Origin of the sequence: Escherichia sp. MOD1-EC6098 (assembly GCF_002965865.1) — a bacterium.
Classification (GTDB): domain Bacteria; phylum Pseudomonadota; class Gammaproteobacteria; order Enterobacterales; family Enterobacteriaceae; genus Escherichia; species Escherichia marmotae.
In genome coordinates this window covers 1-18,604 of the sequence record NZ_PTSN01000022.1, presented here as the reverse complement: position 1 = coordinate 18,604, position 18,604 = coordinate 1, and the positions used below count along the sequence as shown (strand labels likewise).

Sequence of the window (18,604 nt, the reverse complement as noted above, 5' to 3'; positions counted from 1 at the left end):
ATGTTTCATGTGGATAATCCGACGGGTGTACCGGTAATGCCACCTGTCGCGGCTGAATTAAGCAAGACAACGCTTTATTTCACCGAAGGCGGGAATGGTATTCCACCCACCTATCCGGGGCCGGACTGGTTTAATATCGTGCAGTCTGAACTGCTGGAAATTCTCCGGCAGGCAAATATCAAGCCGGATAAAAATACCACCGACCAGATCATGACGGCGCTGAAAAAGCTGTTTATCACGAACAGTGGTTCAGCCGGAGCTATTGCCGGATTAACCGGTCAGAATAATACGTTCCCGTATTTCACCGGCAAGGACACAATGGCATTAACGCCGCTCAGTGCGTTTGTGCGCGGTATTCTCGGGAAAACCACAGCCGATGAAATTATCAATGCGCTTTCATTACGTGACACGGTAAATAAAGCCAGTAATGCCGTACCGAATACCCGCAAGGTCAACGGCATGGCTCTGATGTCGGATATCACCATCAACAACATCAGCGGCAACGCCGGAACGGCAACCCGCCTTCAGACGGCCCGCAGGATTAACAATGTGCTGTTTGATGGCAGCCGCGATATCACGATTTCTGCGGGAATGTCACAAACTGAAGGTGACAACCGTTACCAGCAAAAAAACACGGCGTCAAAAGCCGGTAATGGCTGGTTTAAGGACACGTCCACCGGGGTGATTATTCAGTGGGGGTATCTCGGCAATGCCAGTGCCGGGCTGACGTTTCCGATATCATTTCCGTCAGCATGTACCAGCATCACTATTACCAACGCATACACCCGTGCTGATTACTCTATTTCCCTGAAATCGTTATCAGCAGCAGGTGCGACATTCAACAGCGAGAATAACGGCGTTATGTACTGGACAGCGATAGGGTATTAATGATGACTATTTATTTCAGCCCATCAACAAACGGTTTTTATCATTCTGGCCTTCAGGGTGATTATGAAAATGCGGGAACGTGGCCGAATGATTTACAGGAAATCACGGATGAAGAATATCAGAGACTGTTACAGGGCCAGACTGACGGTTTTATTATTGTATCTGGCGAAAACGGATATCCGGTATTAAAAGAACCCGTAATTAACTGGCAGCAGAAAGCGGAAACGCAACGCCAGCACCTGCTGGCTGAAGCAAGGGAAATCACCTCCGACTGGAAAACTGAGCTGGAACTGGGAATCATCAGCGATGACGATAAAGCCCGTCTGGCGCGGTGGATGGCGCATATCAAATCACTGAAGGCGCTGGATTTAAGCACCGTTACCGATGAAGCCTCCTTTAATTCCATCAACTGGCCGGAGCGTCCCGATGCCGCAGCTTAAAGGTGTGATTAAAACGCCCACGGGAGAACCGCTGGGCGGCGCAACCATTACACTGACCTCCCTGCACAACCGCGCAGGGATTCTGAAAGGTGTTTTCAGCCACGTCACCACACAGAGCGGGGAGTACGACTTCCCCGTTCTGCCGGGTGTGTACAGCGTTCGCCTGACACAAAGCACACAGCGCCTTTCAGAAATCGGTGTCATTCGCGTTTATGAAGATTCGACAGACGGTTCGCTGAATGATTTTCTGGGGGCAACCGATATTGACCTGCGCCCGGAAGCCCTGAAGAAATTCGAGGAACTGGCGCAACAGGCGCAGCAAAGCGCAGAAAAAGCCAGAGAGCATGCGGACGCTGCTGAACAGGCCCGCCAGGATACAGAAACCCTCGCAGGGGAAATACGGCAGGATGCAGAAGAAATTGCGGGTAATGTCCAGAAAGCTGAAGAGCTGGCCTCCGAAACAAACCAGAATGCCGCCCGGGCAGAACAGGCGGTCAAAGATGCCGATAAGATAGTCCAGAAAGCGGTCGATAAACTCGGTGAAGCTGCAACGCTGACCGGCGAGGCAAAAGCCAGCGCCGAAGCGGCAGCAAAAAGCGAGCAGAGCGCGAAACAGCACAGGGACGAGGCACAACGGATAGTTGATGACCTGAAGGGAAGCAATGCTTCCACGACAGAAAAAGGTCTGGTGCAACTCTGTAGTGATACAGACAACGACAGCGAAGAACTGGCAGCCACGCCAAAAGCCGTCAAAACCGTCATGGACGAGACGAAAACAAAAGCGCCACTGGACAGCCCGGCGTTCACAGGTACGCCAACCACACCAACCCCGCCGGACGATGCGACCGGGCTGGAGATGGCGAACGCGGCATTTGTCCGCAAACTGCTCGCCGCGCTGGTTGACTCGTCCCCGGAAGCCCTGGACACACTGAACGAGCTGGCAGCGGCGCTGGGCAATGACCCGGAGTTTGCGACAACAATCATGAACGCGCTGGCGGGTAAACAACCACTCAGCGACGTGTTAACCGCTATCAGTAATCTGGAAGAGCGAGCCGATAACCTTCTGTGCTTTAATCAGGACGGGAATGCTTCACTGTCTCCGCTGTCAGAAAAAGCCCGGTCACTGCTGGCACAGGCCACAGTGGAAGCCATGCGTAATGAGCTTGAGCTGAAAAGCGCAGCGGTAAGGGACATACAGACAGACCTTTACGACAGCACGGAAGGTCGCGTTGCGCTGCCTGGTGCATTTGGTTACGGAATGACGGACGCCGGAGCACGTTCAATTATTGCCAGCAATATAGCGGATATAGCCAGAACCGCTCACAACCTGCACCCGGGACGGTATTACACCTTTTCCACGCGAACGGAAGAAACCACCGGGATAACAGAAATTATCTGGCTGGATAATGGCTGGGGCGACAAAACCAGCCAGACAGCAACAAAGCTGGTTCTGTTTTTTGGAAAAGACGGACGGATTCTTATGACCGTTCGTGGCGATAATATCTCCGCCCCGGTCACCTGGACGAATCTGACGCCACAACTTGGCAATGCAGCACAGAAGGATGCGCAGGAGAATATTTACGACCGCACCGAAGGTCGTCTGGCGATTCCCGGCATGTTCGGGTTTGGGAAAGCGTTTTCCAGCATCGACAGGACCGAGTTTAAAACAGGAGCTGATTTTCTCCGCTGGGTAAAAATGGCAAAACCCGGACGCTATGCCGTTTATGCGGATACAAAAGCAGTAATACAGGGCGTGTTGTTCAGTGGTGTTGTTGAAATTATCTGGCCAACACCCAATGACTACCCGACCGATGATAAGGCCTATAAGGTCATTATTTTCTACGGTATTAACGGTCATATTTATTACAACCGTTACACCGGAAGTGGTTATCTGGTTGGGTGGGAGAACCTGAAGGTTGATGAGGCTTCACTCAGGGCGCTGATTGAAACCCGCGCACCACTGAAAAGCCCGGCGCTGACCGGAACGCCGACAACACCAACCCCGCCGGATGACGCAGCAGGCACTGAGATAGCCAATGCGGCGTTTGTCCGCAAACTGCTCGCCGCGCTGGTTGACTCATCACCGGAAACCCTGGACACGCTGAACGAGCTGGCAGCGGCGCTGGGCAATGACCCGAACTTTGCGACAACGGTCACTAAAGCACTGGCAGGTAAACAGCCGCTTAATGACGTGTTAACGGCTGTCAGCCAGATAACACCGGAAGAAAACACGCTGCCTTATTTCAGTGCAGAGGGCCGGATTTTACTGGCGCAACTGTCAGAAAAAGCCCGCGCATTACTGGCGCTGGACACGACAGAAGCCATGCGCACGGAGCTTGAACTGAAAGCGGCTGCGACGATGGAACCCCAGAGCGATATCCGCGACCGCACACCGGGCAGGCTGGCACTGTCCGGCATGTATGGGTTCGGTCAGGCATTTGCCAGCACCGAAGCCCTGACATTTGACGGACAGGCCGATTTTGCTGAATGGCTGAAAGAGGCCACCCCGGGGCGTTATGCGGTCAGCATTGCGGACTCTTCCACACTACTGGCAGGCACCACAAAATTTAACGGCATCATTGATGTGATGTGGTCGCCCTTTGATAACGATGAATCAGACACAACGCGTAAATTCAAAATGCTGCTGTGTTTTAACCAGTATTACGAAGGTGAGCACAGTATTCATCGCCTGACTTACCGCTGGAGTGGAAACAACTGGAATGCAACAGTAAGCCCTGTCATTTACGACGGCGATTCGCTGGCGTTCTTACTGTCCCGGACAGCAGGCTCAGGCTCATATTTCAAATACCCGGCAGTGGGTGTTCCGGTGCTTGCTGTTTATCGCGGAACAACTTCCGGGGATAAAGAAATCAAAATTGGCCTGGGTGATGTGGTGCCAGGGTCACAACTGGGCGGAGTTAATCTTTCGTGCACAATATCTTCTGCGGGGGCTGGCTCCTACGGTTCCACACCGAGTGCAGGAGCTACAGGGTACACTTTCCCGGGGCGTTATATGGCGTTATCCGGGGTCAGGGACTCTTACGGAACAAGCGGTCGTATCTGCCTGTTTGTGCGCATCGAGTAACGAGGAAATAAAACATGAAAATCAGAGCGGTAAAAGGCATCAGAAACGCGCATTATCTCGAAAATGGTGCGGTTGACTGCGAGGTGCTATTTGAAGGTGAAAGGGAATTCGTCCCGTATACCGCCATGCAGGACGATAGCGCCCCGACAGGCCAGCGCATCTGGGAAGAGTTACAGAGCGGCAAATGGGGCGAAATCGCCCCGTTCACCGTCACGCCGGAACTTATCGCAGCGGCAAAAGATGCCAAAAAACGGGAAATCGAGGCGTGGCGAACAGAGCAGGAAGCGCAGCCGTTCACGTTCGAATGGAACGGTCATACCTGGAACGCTGGCCCCGACTCACTGGCTCGCCTTTATCCGGTGGTGATGGCATCAAAATCCGATATGGCACGCGACGTTATGACGTGGGGTGACGCCGATAATCAACAGGTGAAACTGTCGATACAGGAACTGGAAGAACTGGCGACAGCAATGGCGCAGGCACAGGTCGATCGCAATGACGAGATTTATCAGCGCCAGCGTGAAATGAAGGAGCAGCTTTCCCAGCTGTCCATACTGGACGAGGTGAGAGCGTTAACTGTCGGTGATTAAATAATCAGTTTGTATAGTTTATGACGATCGATAACATCATATCGATCGTCGGTTTGCATCGGTTGTGATTAAATACCCCCAGCCCTCCGGGCGCTCATGTCTGGTTATTACACAGGGGGAATCATGGACTCTGTTCGCTGTAAAAACTGCAATAAATTACTGTTTAAAGGAGGTTTTAAGCATATAGAAATTAAATGTCCTCGCTGTAAACGTTACATTGTCATATCGAATGCCAAAGAGCATCCCACGGAGCTGTATTGTGGGAAAAGAGAAGAAATCACGCATTCTGACAAAACCCTGCGTTATTGAGTATGAAGGCCGTATTGTCGGTTATGGTTCAAAGGAGCTGCGTGTTGAAACCATATCCTGCTGGCTGGCCCGCACAATCATTCAGACAAAGCATTATTCCCGCCGTTTTGTGAATAACTCCTACCTGCATCTGGGCGTATTCAGCGGACGTGATCTGGTTGGTGTTCTTCAGTGGGGATATGCCCTTAACCCCAACTCAGGGCGCCGGGTCGTGCTTGAAACGGATAACCGGGGCTATATGGAACTGAACCGCATGTGGTTACACGATGACATGCCCCGCAACTCTGAATCACGGGCCATCAGCTACGCGCTGAAAACCATCAGGTTACTGTATCCGTCAGTGGAGTGGGTTCAGTCCTTTGCAGACGAACGTTGCGGACGTGCAGGCGTGGTATATCAGGCGTCGAATTTTGATTTTATTGGCAGCCATGAAAGCACGTTCTACGAGCTGGACGGCGAGTGGTATCACGAGATAACGATGAACGCGATTAAGCGTGGAGGGCAACGAGGCGTGTATTTGCGGGCTAATAAGGAGCGGGCCGTGGTACACAAATTTAATCAATATCGCTACATCAGATTCCTGAATAAGCGTGCAAAAAAGCGCCTAAACACCAAGCTATTCAGGATTCAGCCATACCCGAAGTGATCCCTCGTAATGAATAAAAAAACAGCGGTTAATGCCGCTGTTTCGTTTGAAGCGCGAAAATTAGATTTTTCGCATTTATCGTGAAACGTTTTCGCGTTTTTCGTGCGCCGCTTCACCCTGAATATCGCACCCTGCCGATGGTCTGGTATGTGCCACCGCTGTCACCCATTCAGTCTTACGCCGACGCGGGCGGACTGCCCAAAAGCGAAGGCGTGCTGCCGGCCATCGAAAGCCTGCGTATTCCGGTGCAATACCTCGCCAATATGTTAAGTGCGGGTGATACCGGCCCTGTACTACGGGCACTGAAACGGATGATGGCGATGCGGCACTATATGCGTTCGCAAACCGTAGAAGGCGTAACTGATACCCGCGCAATTGACGAAGTGGGTTTGAGCGTCGCCCAGGTCGAAGATATGTATCGCTATCTCGCTATCGCCAACTATGAAGATCGGTTTGTCATCCCAACCAGTCATCGGGAAATGGCGGGTGATGCGTTTGGAGAGCGTAACGGCTGTGGCTTTACCTTTGGCGACGGTTGCCACGGTTCTGATACCAAATTCAACCTGTTCAACAGTAGCCGGATCGATGCCATCGACATTACCGAAGTACGCAATAAAGCGGAGGGGGAATAATGCAAATCCTCAAAGTGATCGGCTTGTTGATGGAGTATCCGGACGAGCTGCTATGGGAGAACAAAGACGACGCACTGGCGCTGATTCGCCGTAACGCGCCGATGCTCACCGATTTCACCTGCGACCTGCTCAATGCACCGCTGTTGGATAAACAGGCTGAATGGTGTGAAGTGTTTGACCGTGGACGTACCACTTCGCTGCTGCTATTCGAACATGTTCATGCCGAGTCCCGCGATCGCGGTCAGGCAATGGTAGATCTGCTGGCGGAGTATGAAAAAGTCGGCCTGCAACTAAATTGTCGCGAGCTGCCTGATTATCTGCCGCTGTATCTGGAGTATTTAAGTGTGCTGCCGGATGACCAGGCTAAAGAAGGTTTGCTCAACGTTGCGCCAATCCTCGCCCTGCTTGGCGGACGCTTAAAACAACGCGAGGCACCGTGGTATCCGTTGTTTGACGCCCTGCTGCATCTGGCGGGAAGTACTCTTTCAAGTGACAGTGTCACAAAACAGATACGCAGCGAGGAGCGCGACGACACCCGTCAGGCGCTGGATGCAGTGTGGGAAGAGGAACAGGTGAAGTTTATTGAAGATAACGCCACGGCGTGTGACAGCTCGCCGCTTAATCAATATCAGCGACGCTTTAGCCAGGATGTCGCACCGCAGTATGTCGACATCAGTGCGGGAGGTGGGAAATGATTCAGTATCTGAACGTCTTTTTTTACGATATCTACCCGTACTTGTGTGGCACGGTTTTTATCCTCGGAAGCTGGCTGCGCTACGATTACGGACAGTACACCTGGCGTGCCTCCTCCAGCCAGATGTTGGATAAACGTGGAATGGTGCTGTGGTCGAACTTGTTCCATATCGGCATTCTGGGGATCTTCTTCGGCCATTTGTTTGGCATGCTAACGCCACACTGGATGTACGCATGGTTTCTGCCAGTGGCGGTAAAACAGCAGATGGCGATGATCCTCGGTGGTATTTGCGGTGTGCTGACACTGATTGGCGGAGCGGGGTTGCTGGTACGCCGTTTAACGAATCCGCGTATCAGGGCGACGTCTTCTGGTGCGGATATCCTGATCCTCGCCATTTTGTTAATTCAGTGCATTCTGGGGTTAACCACCATTCCCTTTTCAGCACAACATCCGGACGGCAGCGAAATGATGAAGCTGGTGGGCTGGGCGCAAAGCATCGTCACTTTCCAGGGCGGTGCATCGACGCATCTTGATGGTGTGGCTTATATCTTTCGCGTTCATCTGGTGTTAGGAATGACCATCTTCCTGCTCTTCCCGTTCACCCGACTGGTGCATGTGTGGAGTGCGCCGTTTGAGTACTTTACCCGTCGGTATCAGATTGTGCGCTCGCGGCGTTGATTCTCACGTTGGCCGGATTAGCCCTTCGCTCTCCGGCCACTTGCAGGCTATGCTAGTTCTCCAGCCACAGGAGAACGTTAATGAAACCGCAGGTTTACCACGTCGATGCTTTTACCTCTCAACCGTTTCGCGGCAATTCTGCCGGTGTTGTTTTCCCTGCCGATGATCTCAGCGAAGCGCAAATGCAGCTTATCGCCCGCGAATTAGGCCATTCTGAAACCGCTTTTCTGTTGCACAGCGACGACAGCGATGTGCGCATTCGCTACTTTACGCCAACGGTTGAAGTGCCGATTTGCGGTCACGCGACCGTGGCGGCGCACTATGTGCGTTCGAAGGTATCAGGTTTGGGGAATTGCACCGTCTGGCAAACGTCACTGGCGGGAAAGCACCGCGTGACTATCGAAAAACATAACGATGATTATCGTATTTCGCTGGAACAAGGTTCCCCTGGCTTTGAGCCACCGCTGGAAGGCGAAACACGTGCGGCGATTATCAACGCGCTTCATCTCACTGAAGACGACATTCTGCCCGGTTTGCCGATCCAGGTGGCGACTACCGGACACTCAAAAGTGATGATCCCGTTGAAGCCGGAAGTGGATATCGATGCCCTTTCACCAGACCTCGCTGCGCTGACTGCCATCAGTAAACAGATTGGCTGTAATGGTTTTTTCCCCTTCCAGATCCGCCCTGGTAAAAATGAAACCGATGGACGCATGTTCTCGCCTGCAATTGGCATTGTGGAAGATCCGGTTACCGGCAATGCCAACGGCCCGATGGGCGCATGGCTGGTGCATCACAACGTGTTACCCCACGATGGCAATGTATTGCGTGTTAAAGGCCATCAGGGGCGCGCATTAGGTCGTGATGGAGTGATTGATGTGACGGTGACAATTCGCGATAACCAGCCGGAGAAAGTGACTATTTCTGGTACGGCGGTGATTTTATTTCATGCCGAGTGGGCAATTGATCTTTAAAACCGTTGCCATAAATGGCAGAAAAACAAATTGCCTGATGTGCTTCGCTTATCAGGCCTACAACCGCATCATAATTTATTGAATCTGTTGGCTAATGTAGGCCGGATAAGACGTTTACGCCGCATCCGGCACTCTGACACAAACTATTTACCTGCCTCCGGATGCGTATCAAATGCTGCCATCACCTGCGCCAGCTCATCCTCAGTGAAACCATGTTTTGCATCATCCACGCCCAGACCAAACTGCTCCTGCATCACGGCATATAACGACGCTACATCTGGCAAATTCTGCTGCTCTGCTACGTGACCATTTTCATAACGGGTAAAATGGAAATTGGTCAACGTCAGCTTGCCGCCATCTGGCAAATGACGGCACATCAGCAAATGATGGCGAAAATGCGATTGCGGCCAGTGCGCCGACCAGAAGTTGCCCATCACATAATCGCTTTGCTGCTGTTCACAGAGATCAAAACGGTACATCGACTGCCAGTGCTGATGATGATTAAACTGCAAAATCCAGTCGTCATTTTCCTGTCGCAGGCGATACTCTCCGTGCGACGTGGCTTGCACGATGTCAGGCACTAAACGAATCGGCGCGGTTAACGTCTGCCCACCAAAACCGACATCGGCAATCCAGCGTTCATCTTCCAGCTCCACCAACAGCAAACGGTGCGTGCGCGGCGGCAACGATGGTGGATTAGATAACACAACGCGTCCTAACAGACTACGAACGTTGAAACCTAACTCGCGTAACACCCGCTCAAACACGCCATTCTGCTCAAAGCAGTAACCACCACGACGGGCGATGACCAGCTTATCTTCCAGCGATTGATCATCCAACTGCATTTCCCTCGGCAGCAAGACGTCGAGGTTTTCAAACGGAATGGTGCAATTGTGTTTCAGGTGTAATGCGCGCAGCGTGTCGATGTTGACCGCAGCGGCTCCCGACCAGTTAATGCGGGCAAAATAGTGATTCAGAATGGGCGTCATCAGGCGTTTCCCTAAGTGGTTTTATCAACTTATAACCTGGATTAGACGTAGCACCGGCTATTTTGTGCGTTCGTGGACATCCATCACGTTCGTAAATCGCCAATCCCGTTAATTTCGTTGCTTATTGCGTTACGAGCTACGCTTTTAAAACCCCCTTCATAGCGAGGCGATACCGTGAGCCGATTTATTCCCGTCGAGTTGCATCATGCCAGCCGTCTGTTAAACCACGGCCCGACTATTTTGATTACCAGTCACGATAAACTGTCCCAGTTACGAAACGTAATGGCCGCAGCCTGGTCGATGCCTGTAGAATTTGAGCCGCCGCGGGTGGCAATTGTGGTGGATAAATCCACCTGGTCACGGGAGTTGATAGAACGTAGCGGCATGTTTGGCATTGTGATCCCCGGCGTAGCGGCAACTAACTGGACCTGGGCGGTAGGTAGCGTTTCAGGGCGCGATGAAGATAAGTTTAACTGTTACGGCATTCCTGTCGTGAAAGGTCCGGTGCTGGGTTTACCGTTGGTCGAAGAGAAATGTCTGGCGTGGATGGAATGCCGCCTGCTGCCCGCGACTTCTGCGCAAGAAAAATACGATACTCTATTTGGCGAAGTTGTGTCGGCAGCGGCAGACGCGCGGGTATTTGTCGAAGGTCGCTGGCAATTTGATGATGATAAACTCAACACCCTTCACCATTTAGGCGCTGGCACTTTCGTTACCAGCGGTAAACGCGTCACGGCAGGATAGCGCGCTACATGCTGTAACCCGGTTTTTTGATCAATGTCGCCATCTGGGGCGCGATTTCGCTGTCCCAGACAGCTTGCCATGCTTCCGGTTGGATCTGCTGTAGTGCGATGCTGATCGAACTCTCTTTACTGTTCAGATGGCGAATAATGACGTCGGTAATCTCCGCGGCCAGTTCCGCTTTTTGTTGCTCGTCCAGTTCACGGGGAAAACACTTAATATCAATATGTGGCATTGTTATGCTCCTTTTTAAAGACTGCCAGCAAAATTAGCACAAGCCGAAAACGTCATGTGTTCTTTGATGCGAAATGATGTGCAAAGAGATAGCGATATTTACATCTCCATTTTAATAACGTACATATACTATTAGCTTCCACAATAATAAACACCTGTCTTGTAATATACAGAATCTATTCTTTATTTCTTATCATATTAAGAAAATTCACGACATCCAGCTTGCTGATTTATTAATGCCAATTATAGTTATTCTTGCCCTCACTAAGAATTTTCGCTCGGAATATCCTTTCTTTTATAAAGTCTTTCTGGAGACACTTGCGATGCAGCTTAATCATATTGCTAAAAGTCTGCTAGTCATGGGATTATTCACCACCAGTTCACTTCCTCTCATTGCCGCGGAAGCACCAAAAGAGGCCACCTCAGCCACCCAACAAGCGAATAATGCGCTTTATAGTCAATTACCCTTTTCCGATAACACCGATTTCACTGATGCTCATAAAGGATTCATTGCCCCCATACCTCAGGAGGTGATTAAGGGTGAACAAGGGAACGTCATCTGGAATCCACAGCAATATATTTTTATAAAAGAAGGCGATAAAGCACCTGATACGGTTAACCCAAGTTTATGGCGTCAGGCGCAACTGATAAATATCAGTGGTTTATTTGAAGTAACCGACGGCGTCTATCAAATTCGCAATCTCGATTTATCAAATATGACCATCATCGAAGGTAAAGAAGGTATTACCGTCGTTGACCCACTGGTTTCTGCAGAAACAGCCAAAGTGGGTATGGATCTTTATTACAAAAATCGTGGTCAAAAACCGGTAGTGGCAGTTATCTACACGCACAGCCATGTCGATCACTACGGTGGCGTTCGCGGCGTGGTTGATGAAGCTGACGTTAAATCAGGTAAAACAAAAATTTATGCATCAGCCGGTTTTTTAGAGGAGGCCGTTTCAGAAAATATTATGGCTGGCAATGTGATGAGCCGAAGAGCCAGTTATATGTACGGCAACTTATTGAAACCTGATGCTAAAGGCCAGGTTGGAGCCGGGCTGGGAACAACAACGTCAGCAGGAACAGTTACATTGATTGCCCCTACCAACTACATCACCAAAACCGGGCAAAAAGAGACGATCGATGGGTTGACCTACGATTTTCTGATGGCGCCCGGTTCCGAAGCTCCTTCTGAAATGTTGTGGTTTATCGAAGAAAAGAAACTGATCGAAACTGCAGAAGATGTCACGCACACCCTCCACAACACCTATTCACTGCGTGGTGCCAAAATTCGTCAACCTCTTCCCTGGTCCAAATACATCAACGAGGCACTCAATTTGTGGGGTGATAAAGCGGAGATAATTCTCGCTCAGCATCACTGGCCAACCTGGGGCAATGACAACGTCGTTAAACTGCTAAAAACCCAACGCGATTTGTATCGTTACATCAACGATCAAACGCTGCGCATGGCGAATCAGGGGCAGACCCGCGATGAGATCGCCGCAAACTTTAAATTACCCTCCTCGCTTGCTAACACCTGGGCGAATCGCGGGTATTACGGTTCGGTGAGTCATGATGTGAAAGCAACTTATGTGCTTTATCTCGGTTGGTTTGATGGTAACCCGGCAACGCTTGATGAATTGCCGCCAGAAGACGCTGCGAAGAAATTTGTCGAATATATGGGCGGTGCTGATGCCATTTTACAAAAAGCCAAACAGGATTATGACCAGGGTAATTTCCGCTGGGTTGCCCAGGTTGTCAGCAAGGTGGTATTTGCCGATCCAAATAACCAGGCTGCGAGAAATCTGGAAGCCGATGCGCTTGAACAGTTAGGCTACCAGGCAGAATCCGGGCCGTGGCGTAATTTCTATCTTACTGGCGCACAGGAATTACGTAACGGCGTGCAAAAACTGCCAACGCCAAATACTGCCAGCCCTGACACTGTACGCGCAATGACGCCGGAAATGTTCTTTGATTATCTTGCGGTGCACATTAATGGCGAGAAAGCAGCAGACGCTAAAGCTGTATTGAATTTTGATTTCGGTGAAGATGGCGGCACTTATAAAGTAGAGCTTGAAAATGGTGTGCTCAATCACACTGCAGGTACGCAAGCATCTGATGCTGACGCGACAATCACTCTCTCCCGCGATGTCTTGAATAAAATCGTTCTGAAGGAAGAGACATTGAAAGAAGCGATAGATAAAGGCGAAGTCAAAATCAGTGGCAATGCAGAGAAACTCAACGAAATGTTAGGCTATATGGATAATTTTGAATTCTGGTTCAATATTGTGACGCCATAAGTTCAGCATAAATTGGGCAGGCTTCCTGCCCTTTTCTGGTTATAAGAAATGATTTTTGATAAAAGAAAACACTCTCATTATTCGTGGAAAAAACGACAGGATATGGTTATTCGTGGAATGTCGATTAGCCTGCCGTGGTTTGCCTTGATTAACATCGTTTTTTCATCGATGATTTTGCTGCGAAGCATTTTATTCAATGAGGATATGACTTCATGGTTTAATGAGGAAAACCTTGTACATACTATCGATATTTCATCATTTGGCATTCTGCTGATCAGTGGCCTTTTATTGGTCACCCCCCGCAAAAACGTACTGTATATTCAGCGGTTATTGTTCGTTCTAAGCCTGTTATGGTCATGGTGTTGCTTTTATTTTATTGCACACTGGACGCTACCTTTTGCTTATCCGCTATGTGTATTATTAATGCTTAGCGCCATTGTTGCATTGTATTTTCATACTCCATCACTACTCGCATTTATCATTCCCTTATGGTTTACCATTCCGTTAGCCAGTCTTATGCTCAATCATCATTTAAATATTCATTTCGTTGTTATCTGGTGCCTTTTTTCTCTCGCTCTCTATGGTGGACGTTTTATTTTATTACGTTGGTTTGAAGAAGCATGGCAACAAAACAGATACAACAACCTGCTAATTAATCGCCTCGACGCATTGGCTCATCGCGATCCCTTAACGGGAGTGGCAAACCGACGGGCGCTGGATAGTATTTTAGGTGATGCAGTAGAACAAGAGGCCTCATTTGCCCTAATTATGCTGGATGTCGATTTTTTTAAACGCTACAACGACACTTACGGACACCCGGCGGGCGATCGTTGTTTGATACAAGTTGCCGATGTACTGCAACGCGCAATTCGCCAGCCCGAAGATATAGTCGCTCGTTATGGTGGCGAAGAGTTTGCCATTATTCTTTTTAATGCCTGCTTGCAGGAAGCCGAAAAGATAGCAGCCAGAATTAAGCAAGAACTTAAACTAGCAGCGATTGCCCATCAGGCATCTTCTGTAAGTGCGTTTGTTACGGTTAGCCAGGGGATCACCTGTTCTGCTCCCGCCAAAACGACTGAACAAATAGTTGCAGATGCCGATGCTGCGCTGTACCGGGCGAAAGAAAGCGGGCGGAACCGGTGGGCTTTGTAAGCTTTGGGAGACAAGTCAGATTACGCTCCCTTTTCCTCAAAGGCTTTATTAAGCCGCCCCTGATTTCCTTTTACAGCGAATAAATAATCACCTCCCTGTTTTTGTATCTTCTCTGCAATATCTTTCTGGCACCCCATCGCATCAGTTGTGATAATTTTTCCTTTAATATCCAACATGTTAAGAAGTTCAGGGATAGCTGTAATCTCATTGGATTTCTCATCCGTCTTGATCTGTCCGATGACCAGCCTGTGCATTATTGAGAACGCACTAATGACATGAATCGCTCCCTTGCGGCGACTCTTGTCATAAGAGTGCCGGAGCGTTTTTCCATCAATTGCGATGACGTCTTTATCATCTGAAGAATGGCAGTCACGCATCCAGTTAATAAAGCACTCATGAAATTTTGCAGGACTGATACAGGATACAACTCTGGCAATAGTATCGTGAACAGGAATACCATTTTCAAAATCACCATATTGCTTCAAAAAATCGAGATGCGTTTCACCAAAATCCTCTATATCTTCCCAACCTTCTGCACCAGAAATAACGGCACAAATAGTCAACAGTAGAATATCAGACAATTTATGTTCCACTTTCCAGGCTTGTCTGTAATCGGGGATGATAGAAATATGTTCCATCAATTTTTTAAATTATGTAAGGAGTATTTGATCATGTATAAGCAATGAAAAATAGCTTTAGGTAATAAGGAATATTTTAATTATTGAACATTTAGTGCGAATTATTTAGTACAAAAAAGCAGCGTTACGTGATCTTTCCCTGGGATGTTTGATCCTGATCGCTGACTGCAACGAAGTACAGGAACTGAGGAAGGAGCTTTATCAGGTTAAACAGGTGGTTAAAGAAATGAAGATTGGGATATCCGGCGTATTGAAAGAAGCATAAAAATGAAAGCCGGGAAGTTCTAATTTTCCTCCCAGCTTTCATTAGACTTCTTCTATTTCATATTTTATAGACAATTCATGAAAGGCAGTAAATATCAGTGAAAATAATTTATCTCTATCACTTCCATTTAAATTATTTACAATAAAAAAACCATCCTCATGATCTTCTATTGAAAAATCAATCCAGTTTGAATAACTAGATGGAATCCAAAGTGAACCATCAGTATTAATCCGAGAGGATGGTTGATTTTCTTTTATTCTCTCGACAATAAAAGAAAGTAAATTATCTACTTTATCATCAACATGTATAATATATTCAACACTCATTAATTTCTTGCCTCATGCGCCGCACCCATGGGCCCGCCCTCGTTTTGTAGGATAATCATTTGGATTCCTGATCCCTATGTGTGTTTCATTCGGATTAGTACTCGGAATGCCTCTGTCATTCAGAGGTACCTCACCGGGATCATATTTATGCACATGTGCGTTAGCCCCAGACTTGGGTAATGGATCACCGTTTTTCATCGTCATACTTTGATTTCCATAGGGATCGACACGAACTTTAGAGCCATCAGCGTGACTCCATGTCTGATTCCCGGTACTTGTTTGTTTATCCAAATTGAATCCATTATCAGTAAGAATAGAACCTATTGCCCCTGGGGATCTTCCTTTTAATTGAGGCAAATCAGAGGCGGCACTTAATCCAAGAGGATCTATCCATCCAAGAGGATTAGGCGCATAAGCATATAAGTTCAGCCCCCCCCCCGCCAGCCCTATCGGATCAGGATACGCAATCTACCCATTTAGCGAACCGTACCATCAACGTCAAACATAAATGTTCAAAATCATAGTGTTATACCATCATAACTTGTTGTCATCGATTGATAAATTCATTGGGAGATAATTTATCTTATCTAATTATTATAAGCAATCATCTGGTTACAATAAAAAAACGTTCCTCATAAGAGAAAAGAAAATGCTTATTTTGAGGCGTGATAATTATAGTTGTCTCATCTGATGGTAAAAAACAATAATTCCAATATTTCTGCAAAAGAGAATATGGAGTTATACATAGATGTTTCTCACCAAAGAATAAAAACACATATTGAGAATGGTCAGATAATTCATTAAATCTATAGAATAAATCATCAGCAGATTCCTTTCTGTCGAAATCGACATCGCAATATTCTATTTTCGAGAACACTTTCATATCCATTCTCATCAGATGTTTCACATTTGGTGAGACAAACATAGACCAAAGAATTTTACTCTGCTCTTTATTAAATAACATTATATCTCCGCGCTGAACAGCTTGCATTAGTTCAGAGCACTCCTCAAAACGCCATATTTCAAAAAATTCTTCATATTCAGAAAAAGACATGGCTTCTTCCTCCGCTAGATTTTCCCGATTCCCAATCTTTCCATTTGACATGGGGTATGTCATTTTCAGGCGCATTTTGCGTATGTGATTCATTTGGATGAACTTCATATCCTTTCTTGTAAGGTTCACCCATCTCATTATAGGGATCGCTAGGAGCACCTTGTCTTTGCATCCGTCCACGGCCCTGACTAATAAGATCTACAGCATCTTTTTCGCTTGCTACCCTGAAGTTAGTATTTTTACCGCTTCTGATAGCTTCAACAGCCTGTCTCCATTCTTTTGTGCCAAGTCGTATAACAGGTAAATTTGATGCATTACCGACTTCATTACCAGTCAGACCACATTTCAATAAACCAAGTGGATCGATCCAGCTTAATGGATTAGGTGCATACTGGTATAAATTTATCCCACCCTTTAGCCCTATCGGGTCAGTGCGATGAATCTACCCAATCAGTGGATCATACTTCCTGCTTCTGCTATACCTTTCTGGAACCATGACGTCATAGTTCACACGTTACCGCCTGAATATTCGGTCTATTTTGATCGGGAACATTTCCATTTTATATTAAATTATCGTTTTTTTTGGAATATTTTCATCCTTAATTATGATCATCAACGACAAAAGTTTAAAAGCCTTTACTTAATTTTAACTTTCTCTATCCGAACACCAACCAATTTAATGTCTTTTATTCTATTATAAACACTTTCATATATTAACAATCCTGCGTCTGTACAACAAATTGGATGTTCCGGATATTCATTTTCAAGTAAAAAATATGGAGACCTTTCTCTTCTTGCTCGAAAGTGGCACTCTGGACAAATTATTTCCCGTTCATCTTCAGAAACAGGAATACCATCAAAAATATCAGGTTTCTCACCCCTGAGTACAGTGTAGTCGTACTTACTAACGAAGGTGACAAAAGGTTGTTTTTTATCATCTCTTGATACACCATTGTAAATAGTTCCAATATTTAGATATTGAACAGCATTTTCACCTAATAGTTCAAATAAGCGGAGCGACATAACACTAGGTATCAAATAATGTCCTATAGATATCATGTCTAGGTCTTTTCTTATTTTCCCGTCCGTAACAAAATCCATACCACTATGAGGCAGTTTCAGTAGTCCACAACAACCACAAAACTGCCTTTCATTTTTGGATATCCACTCAGGAGTCAAATCGTAGACATCCATTCCAGAGTAATAAAGATGATAAAGTTGTTCGCGCATCATGGTATTTTCTTATAATTACCTTTATTAATATTATCAATAATAGCATCAAAAATACTGGTCCCGTGAGTTGCGTCAGTCTTTCTGGCAGCATCGAGCGCGGCATCCAGTGCTCTTTGTTGAGCACCAGGGGTACGTTGCATCATTTTTTCCCAGTCACGAGTCCCGCCACCTTTGCCACCACCTCTCATACCCAAAAGCTTTTTAAGGCTCTCGTTTAAAGCATTATGAAAATCAACATGAGGTGCCTTATCCAATTTGATTAAATCTTGCTTTTTATTTCCGCCTAAAAATTTAGGTATTGGATGGTGCTTCTGAGACGAACCACAAAACAATCCAAGTGGATCGATCCATGACAGAGGATTCGGCGCATAAGCATAGAGGTTGATACCTCCATTTAGCCCTATCGGGTCCGTTACTATGAACCGCCCGACATCCGGATCATAGTAACGGTGCAGATTGTAGTGCAGCCCCGTTTCCCTGTCGAGGTACTGCCCCTGGTAACGCAGGTTCTGTTCCACCCTGCCGTGGTCCTTCTCCTGTATCGTGTTACCCCAGACCTGATACCCCGTCTCCCACACGATTTTCCCGTCACTGTCCGTCATCTCTTCCGGCGCGCCGTTCACATCTGTGTGAAAATACAGTATCCGGTTCGGTCCCTCTTTGCCCGCCTTGTCCACCCGCGCCAGCGGTTCATAACTCCCCTGGTCGCTGTAGATATACAGGCGGCTTATCCCCT

General features: G+C 47.7%; 18 protein-coding genes and 4 pseudogenes. 14 read left to right on the top strand and 8 right to left on the bottom strand.

Annotation, left to right across the window (positions count from 1 at the left end; translation table 11 throughout):
- The 10 genes and pseudogenes from C0K55_RS20420 to C0K55_RS20375 all read left to right on the top strand — a co-directional run bounded on the left by C0K55_RS20420 (position 1) and on the right by C0K55_RS20375 (position 8,936).
- Positions 1 to 888 (top strand): gp53-like domain-containing protein, encoded by an 888-nt coding sequence (locus tag C0K55_RS20420; protein WP_105266511.1) that lies wholly within the window; start codon positions 1 to 3, stop codon positions 886 to 888.
- The gene (locus C0K55_RS20415) at positions 888 to 1,328 is read left to right on the top strand and encodes a tail fiber assembly protein (RefSeq protein ID WP_000988326.1); all 441 of its coding nucleotides are present in this window, start codon (positions 888 to 890) and stop codon (positions 1,326 to 1,328) included. The genes C0K55_RS20420 and C0K55_RS20415 overlap by 1 nt, the downstream gene beginning before the upstream one ends.
- Positions 1,315 to 4,413, top strand: coding sequence for a prophage tail fiber N-terminal domain-containing protein (locus C0K55_RS20410; RefSeq protein ID WP_105283427.1), 3,099 nt, complete (start codon positions 1,315 to 1,317; stop codon positions 4,411 to 4,413). The genes C0K55_RS20415 and C0K55_RS20410 overlap by 14 nt, the downstream gene beginning before the upstream one ends.
- Before the next feature lie 14 nt (positions 4,414 to 4,427).
- Positions 4,428 to 5,003: a DUF4376 domain-containing protein gene (locus tag C0K55_RS20405; RefSeq protein ID WP_105283426.1), complete on the top strand. Its 576-nt coding sequence runs from the start codon at positions 4,428 to 4,430 to the stop codon at positions 5,001 to 5,003.
- Between the two features lie 123 nt (positions 5,004 to 5,126).
- On the top strand, positions 5,127 to 5,312 hold the full coding sequence (locus C0K55_RS20400) for a Com family DNA-binding transcriptional regulator (protein WP_001372435.1): 186 nt from the start codon (positions 5,127 to 5,129) through the stop codon (positions 5,310 to 5,312).
- On the top strand, positions 5,233 to 5,958 hold the full coding sequence (locus C0K55_RS20395) for a Mom family adenine methylcarbamoylation protein (protein ID WP_072160522.1): 726 nt from the start codon (positions 5,233 to 5,235) through the stop codon (positions 5,956 to 5,958). Before C0K55_RS20400 ends, C0K55_RS20395 begins: the two co-directional genes overlap by 80 nt.
- A 107-nt stretch (positions 5,959 to 6,065) precedes the next feature.
- Positions 6,066 to 6,590, top strand: a pseudogene (locus C0K55_RS20390) (respiratory nitrate reductase subunit beta); the annotation flags it as partial.
- Positions 6,590 to 7,285, top strand: a complete 696-nt coding sequence (narW, locus tag C0K55_RS20385; RefSeq protein WP_061090623.1) for a nitrate reductase molybdenum cofactor assembly chaperone — start codon at positions 6,590 to 6,592, stop codon at positions 7,283 to 7,285. The pseudogene C0K55_RS20390 and the gene narW, both read left to right, overlap by 1 nt.
- Positions 7,282 to 7,962, top strand: a complete 681-nt coding sequence (narI, locus tag C0K55_RS20380) for a respiratory nitrate reductase subunit gamma (RefSeq protein WP_000617141.1) — start codon at positions 7,282 to 7,284, stop codon at positions 7,960 to 7,962. Before narW ends, narI begins: the two co-directional genes overlap by 4 nt.
- Positions 7,963 to 8,042: 80 nt before the next feature.
- Positions 8,043 to 8,936, top strand: a complete 894-nt coding sequence (locus tag C0K55_RS20375; RefSeq protein WP_000804361.1) for a PhzF family isomerase — start codon at positions 8,043 to 8,045, stop codon at positions 8,934 to 8,936.
- A gap of 143 nt (positions 8,937 to 9,079) precedes the next feature.
- Here the strand turns inward: C0K55_RS20375 and nhoA are convergent, their stop codons facing one another.
- On the bottom strand, positions 9,080 to 9,925 hold the full coding sequence (gene nhoA / locus C0K55_RS20370; protein WP_061090624.1) for an N-hydroxyarylamine O-acetyltransferase: 846 nt from the start codon (positions 9,923 to 9,925) through the stop codon (positions 9,080 to 9,082).
- A 174-nt stretch (positions 9,926 to 10,099) separates the two neighbouring features.
- Here nhoA and C0K55_RS20365 point away from each other — a divergent pair, with 174 nt between their 5' ends.
- A complete protein-coding gene (locus tag C0K55_RS20365) occupies positions 10,100 to 10,669 on the top strand; it encodes a flavin reductase family protein (RefSeq protein ID WP_000085920.1) in 570 nt (189 codons plus the stop codon).
- A gap of 4 nt (positions 10,670 to 10,673) precedes the next feature.
- Here the strand turns inward: C0K55_RS20365 and pptA are convergent, their stop codons facing one another.
- Entirely contained in the window at positions 10,674 to 10,901 is a 228-nt protein-coding gene (gene pptA, locus C0K55_RS20360) for a tautomerase PptA (RefSeq protein ID WP_001120151.1), read from the bottom strand.
- Between the two features lie 322 nt (positions 10,902 to 11,223).
- On the opposite strand from pptA, the gene C0K55_RS20355 reads away from it, so the two are divergent.
- Both C0K55_RS20355 and C0K55_RS20350 read left to right on the top strand, forming a co-directional pair.
- Positions 11,224 to 13,200 (top strand): alkyl/aryl-sulfatase, encoded by a 1,977-nt coding sequence (locus tag C0K55_RS20355; RefSeq protein ID WP_105266971.1) that lies wholly within the window; start codon positions 11,224 to 11,226, stop codon positions 13,198 to 13,200.
- A 102-nt stretch (positions 13,201 to 13,302) separates the two neighbouring features.
- A complete protein-coding gene (locus tag C0K55_RS20350; protein WP_105266973.1) occupies positions 13,303 to 14,352 on the top strand; it encodes a sensor domain-containing diguanylate cyclase in 1,050 nt (349 codons plus the stop codon).
- Positions 14,353 to 14,381: 29 nt separating this feature from the next.
- On the opposite strand, the pseudogene C0K55_RS20345 reads toward C0K55_RS20350, so the two are convergent.
- Positions 14,382 to 14,990: pseudogene (locus tag C0K55_RS20345) on the bottom strand (ISAs1 family transposase); the annotation flags it as partial.
- Between the two features lie 133 nt (positions 14,991 to 15,123).
- Between C0K55_RS20345 and C0K55_RS26705 the strand changes: the two are divergent.
- Positions 15,124 to 15,255 (top strand): annotated as a pseudogene (locus C0K55_RS26705) (SymE family type I addiction module toxin); the annotation flags it as partial.
- A 41-nt stretch (positions 15,256 to 15,296) separates the two neighbouring features.
- On the opposite strand, the gene C0K55_RS20335 reads toward C0K55_RS26705, so the two are convergent.
- The 5 genes and pseudogenes from C0K55_RS20335 to C0K55_RS20310 form a co-directional block, all read right to left on the bottom strand.
- On the bottom strand, positions 15,297 to 15,581 hold the full coding sequence (locus C0K55_RS20335; RefSeq protein WP_001516396.1) for a hypothetical protein: 285 nt from the start codon (positions 15,579 to 15,581) through the stop codon (positions 15,297 to 15,299).
- A gap of 604 nt (positions 15,582 to 16,185) precedes the next feature.
- Positions 16,186 to 16,635: a DUF2947 family protein gene (locus C0K55_RS20325; protein ID WP_105267054.1), complete on the bottom strand. Its 450-nt coding sequence runs from the start codon at positions 16,633 to 16,635 to the stop codon at positions 16,186 to 16,188.
- A pseudogene (locus C0K55_RS20320) lies at positions 16,622 to 17,116 on the bottom strand (RHS repeat-associated core domain-containing protein); the annotation flags it as partial. The pseudogene C0K55_RS20320 and the gene C0K55_RS20325, both read right to left, overlap by 14 nt.
- 155 nt (positions 17,117 to 17,271) lie before the next feature.
- A complete protein-coding gene (locus C0K55_RS20315) occupies positions 17,272 to 17,868 on the bottom strand; it encodes a hypothetical protein (RefSeq protein ID WP_236942610.1) in 597 nt (198 codons plus the stop codon).
- Positions 17,865 to 18,604: RHS repeat domain-containing protein (locus C0K55_RS20310; RefSeq protein ID WP_172955696.1), on the bottom strand; the 740-nt coding region annotated here is incomplete at its 5' end. The genes C0K55_RS20315 and C0K55_RS20310, both read right to left, overlap by 4 nt.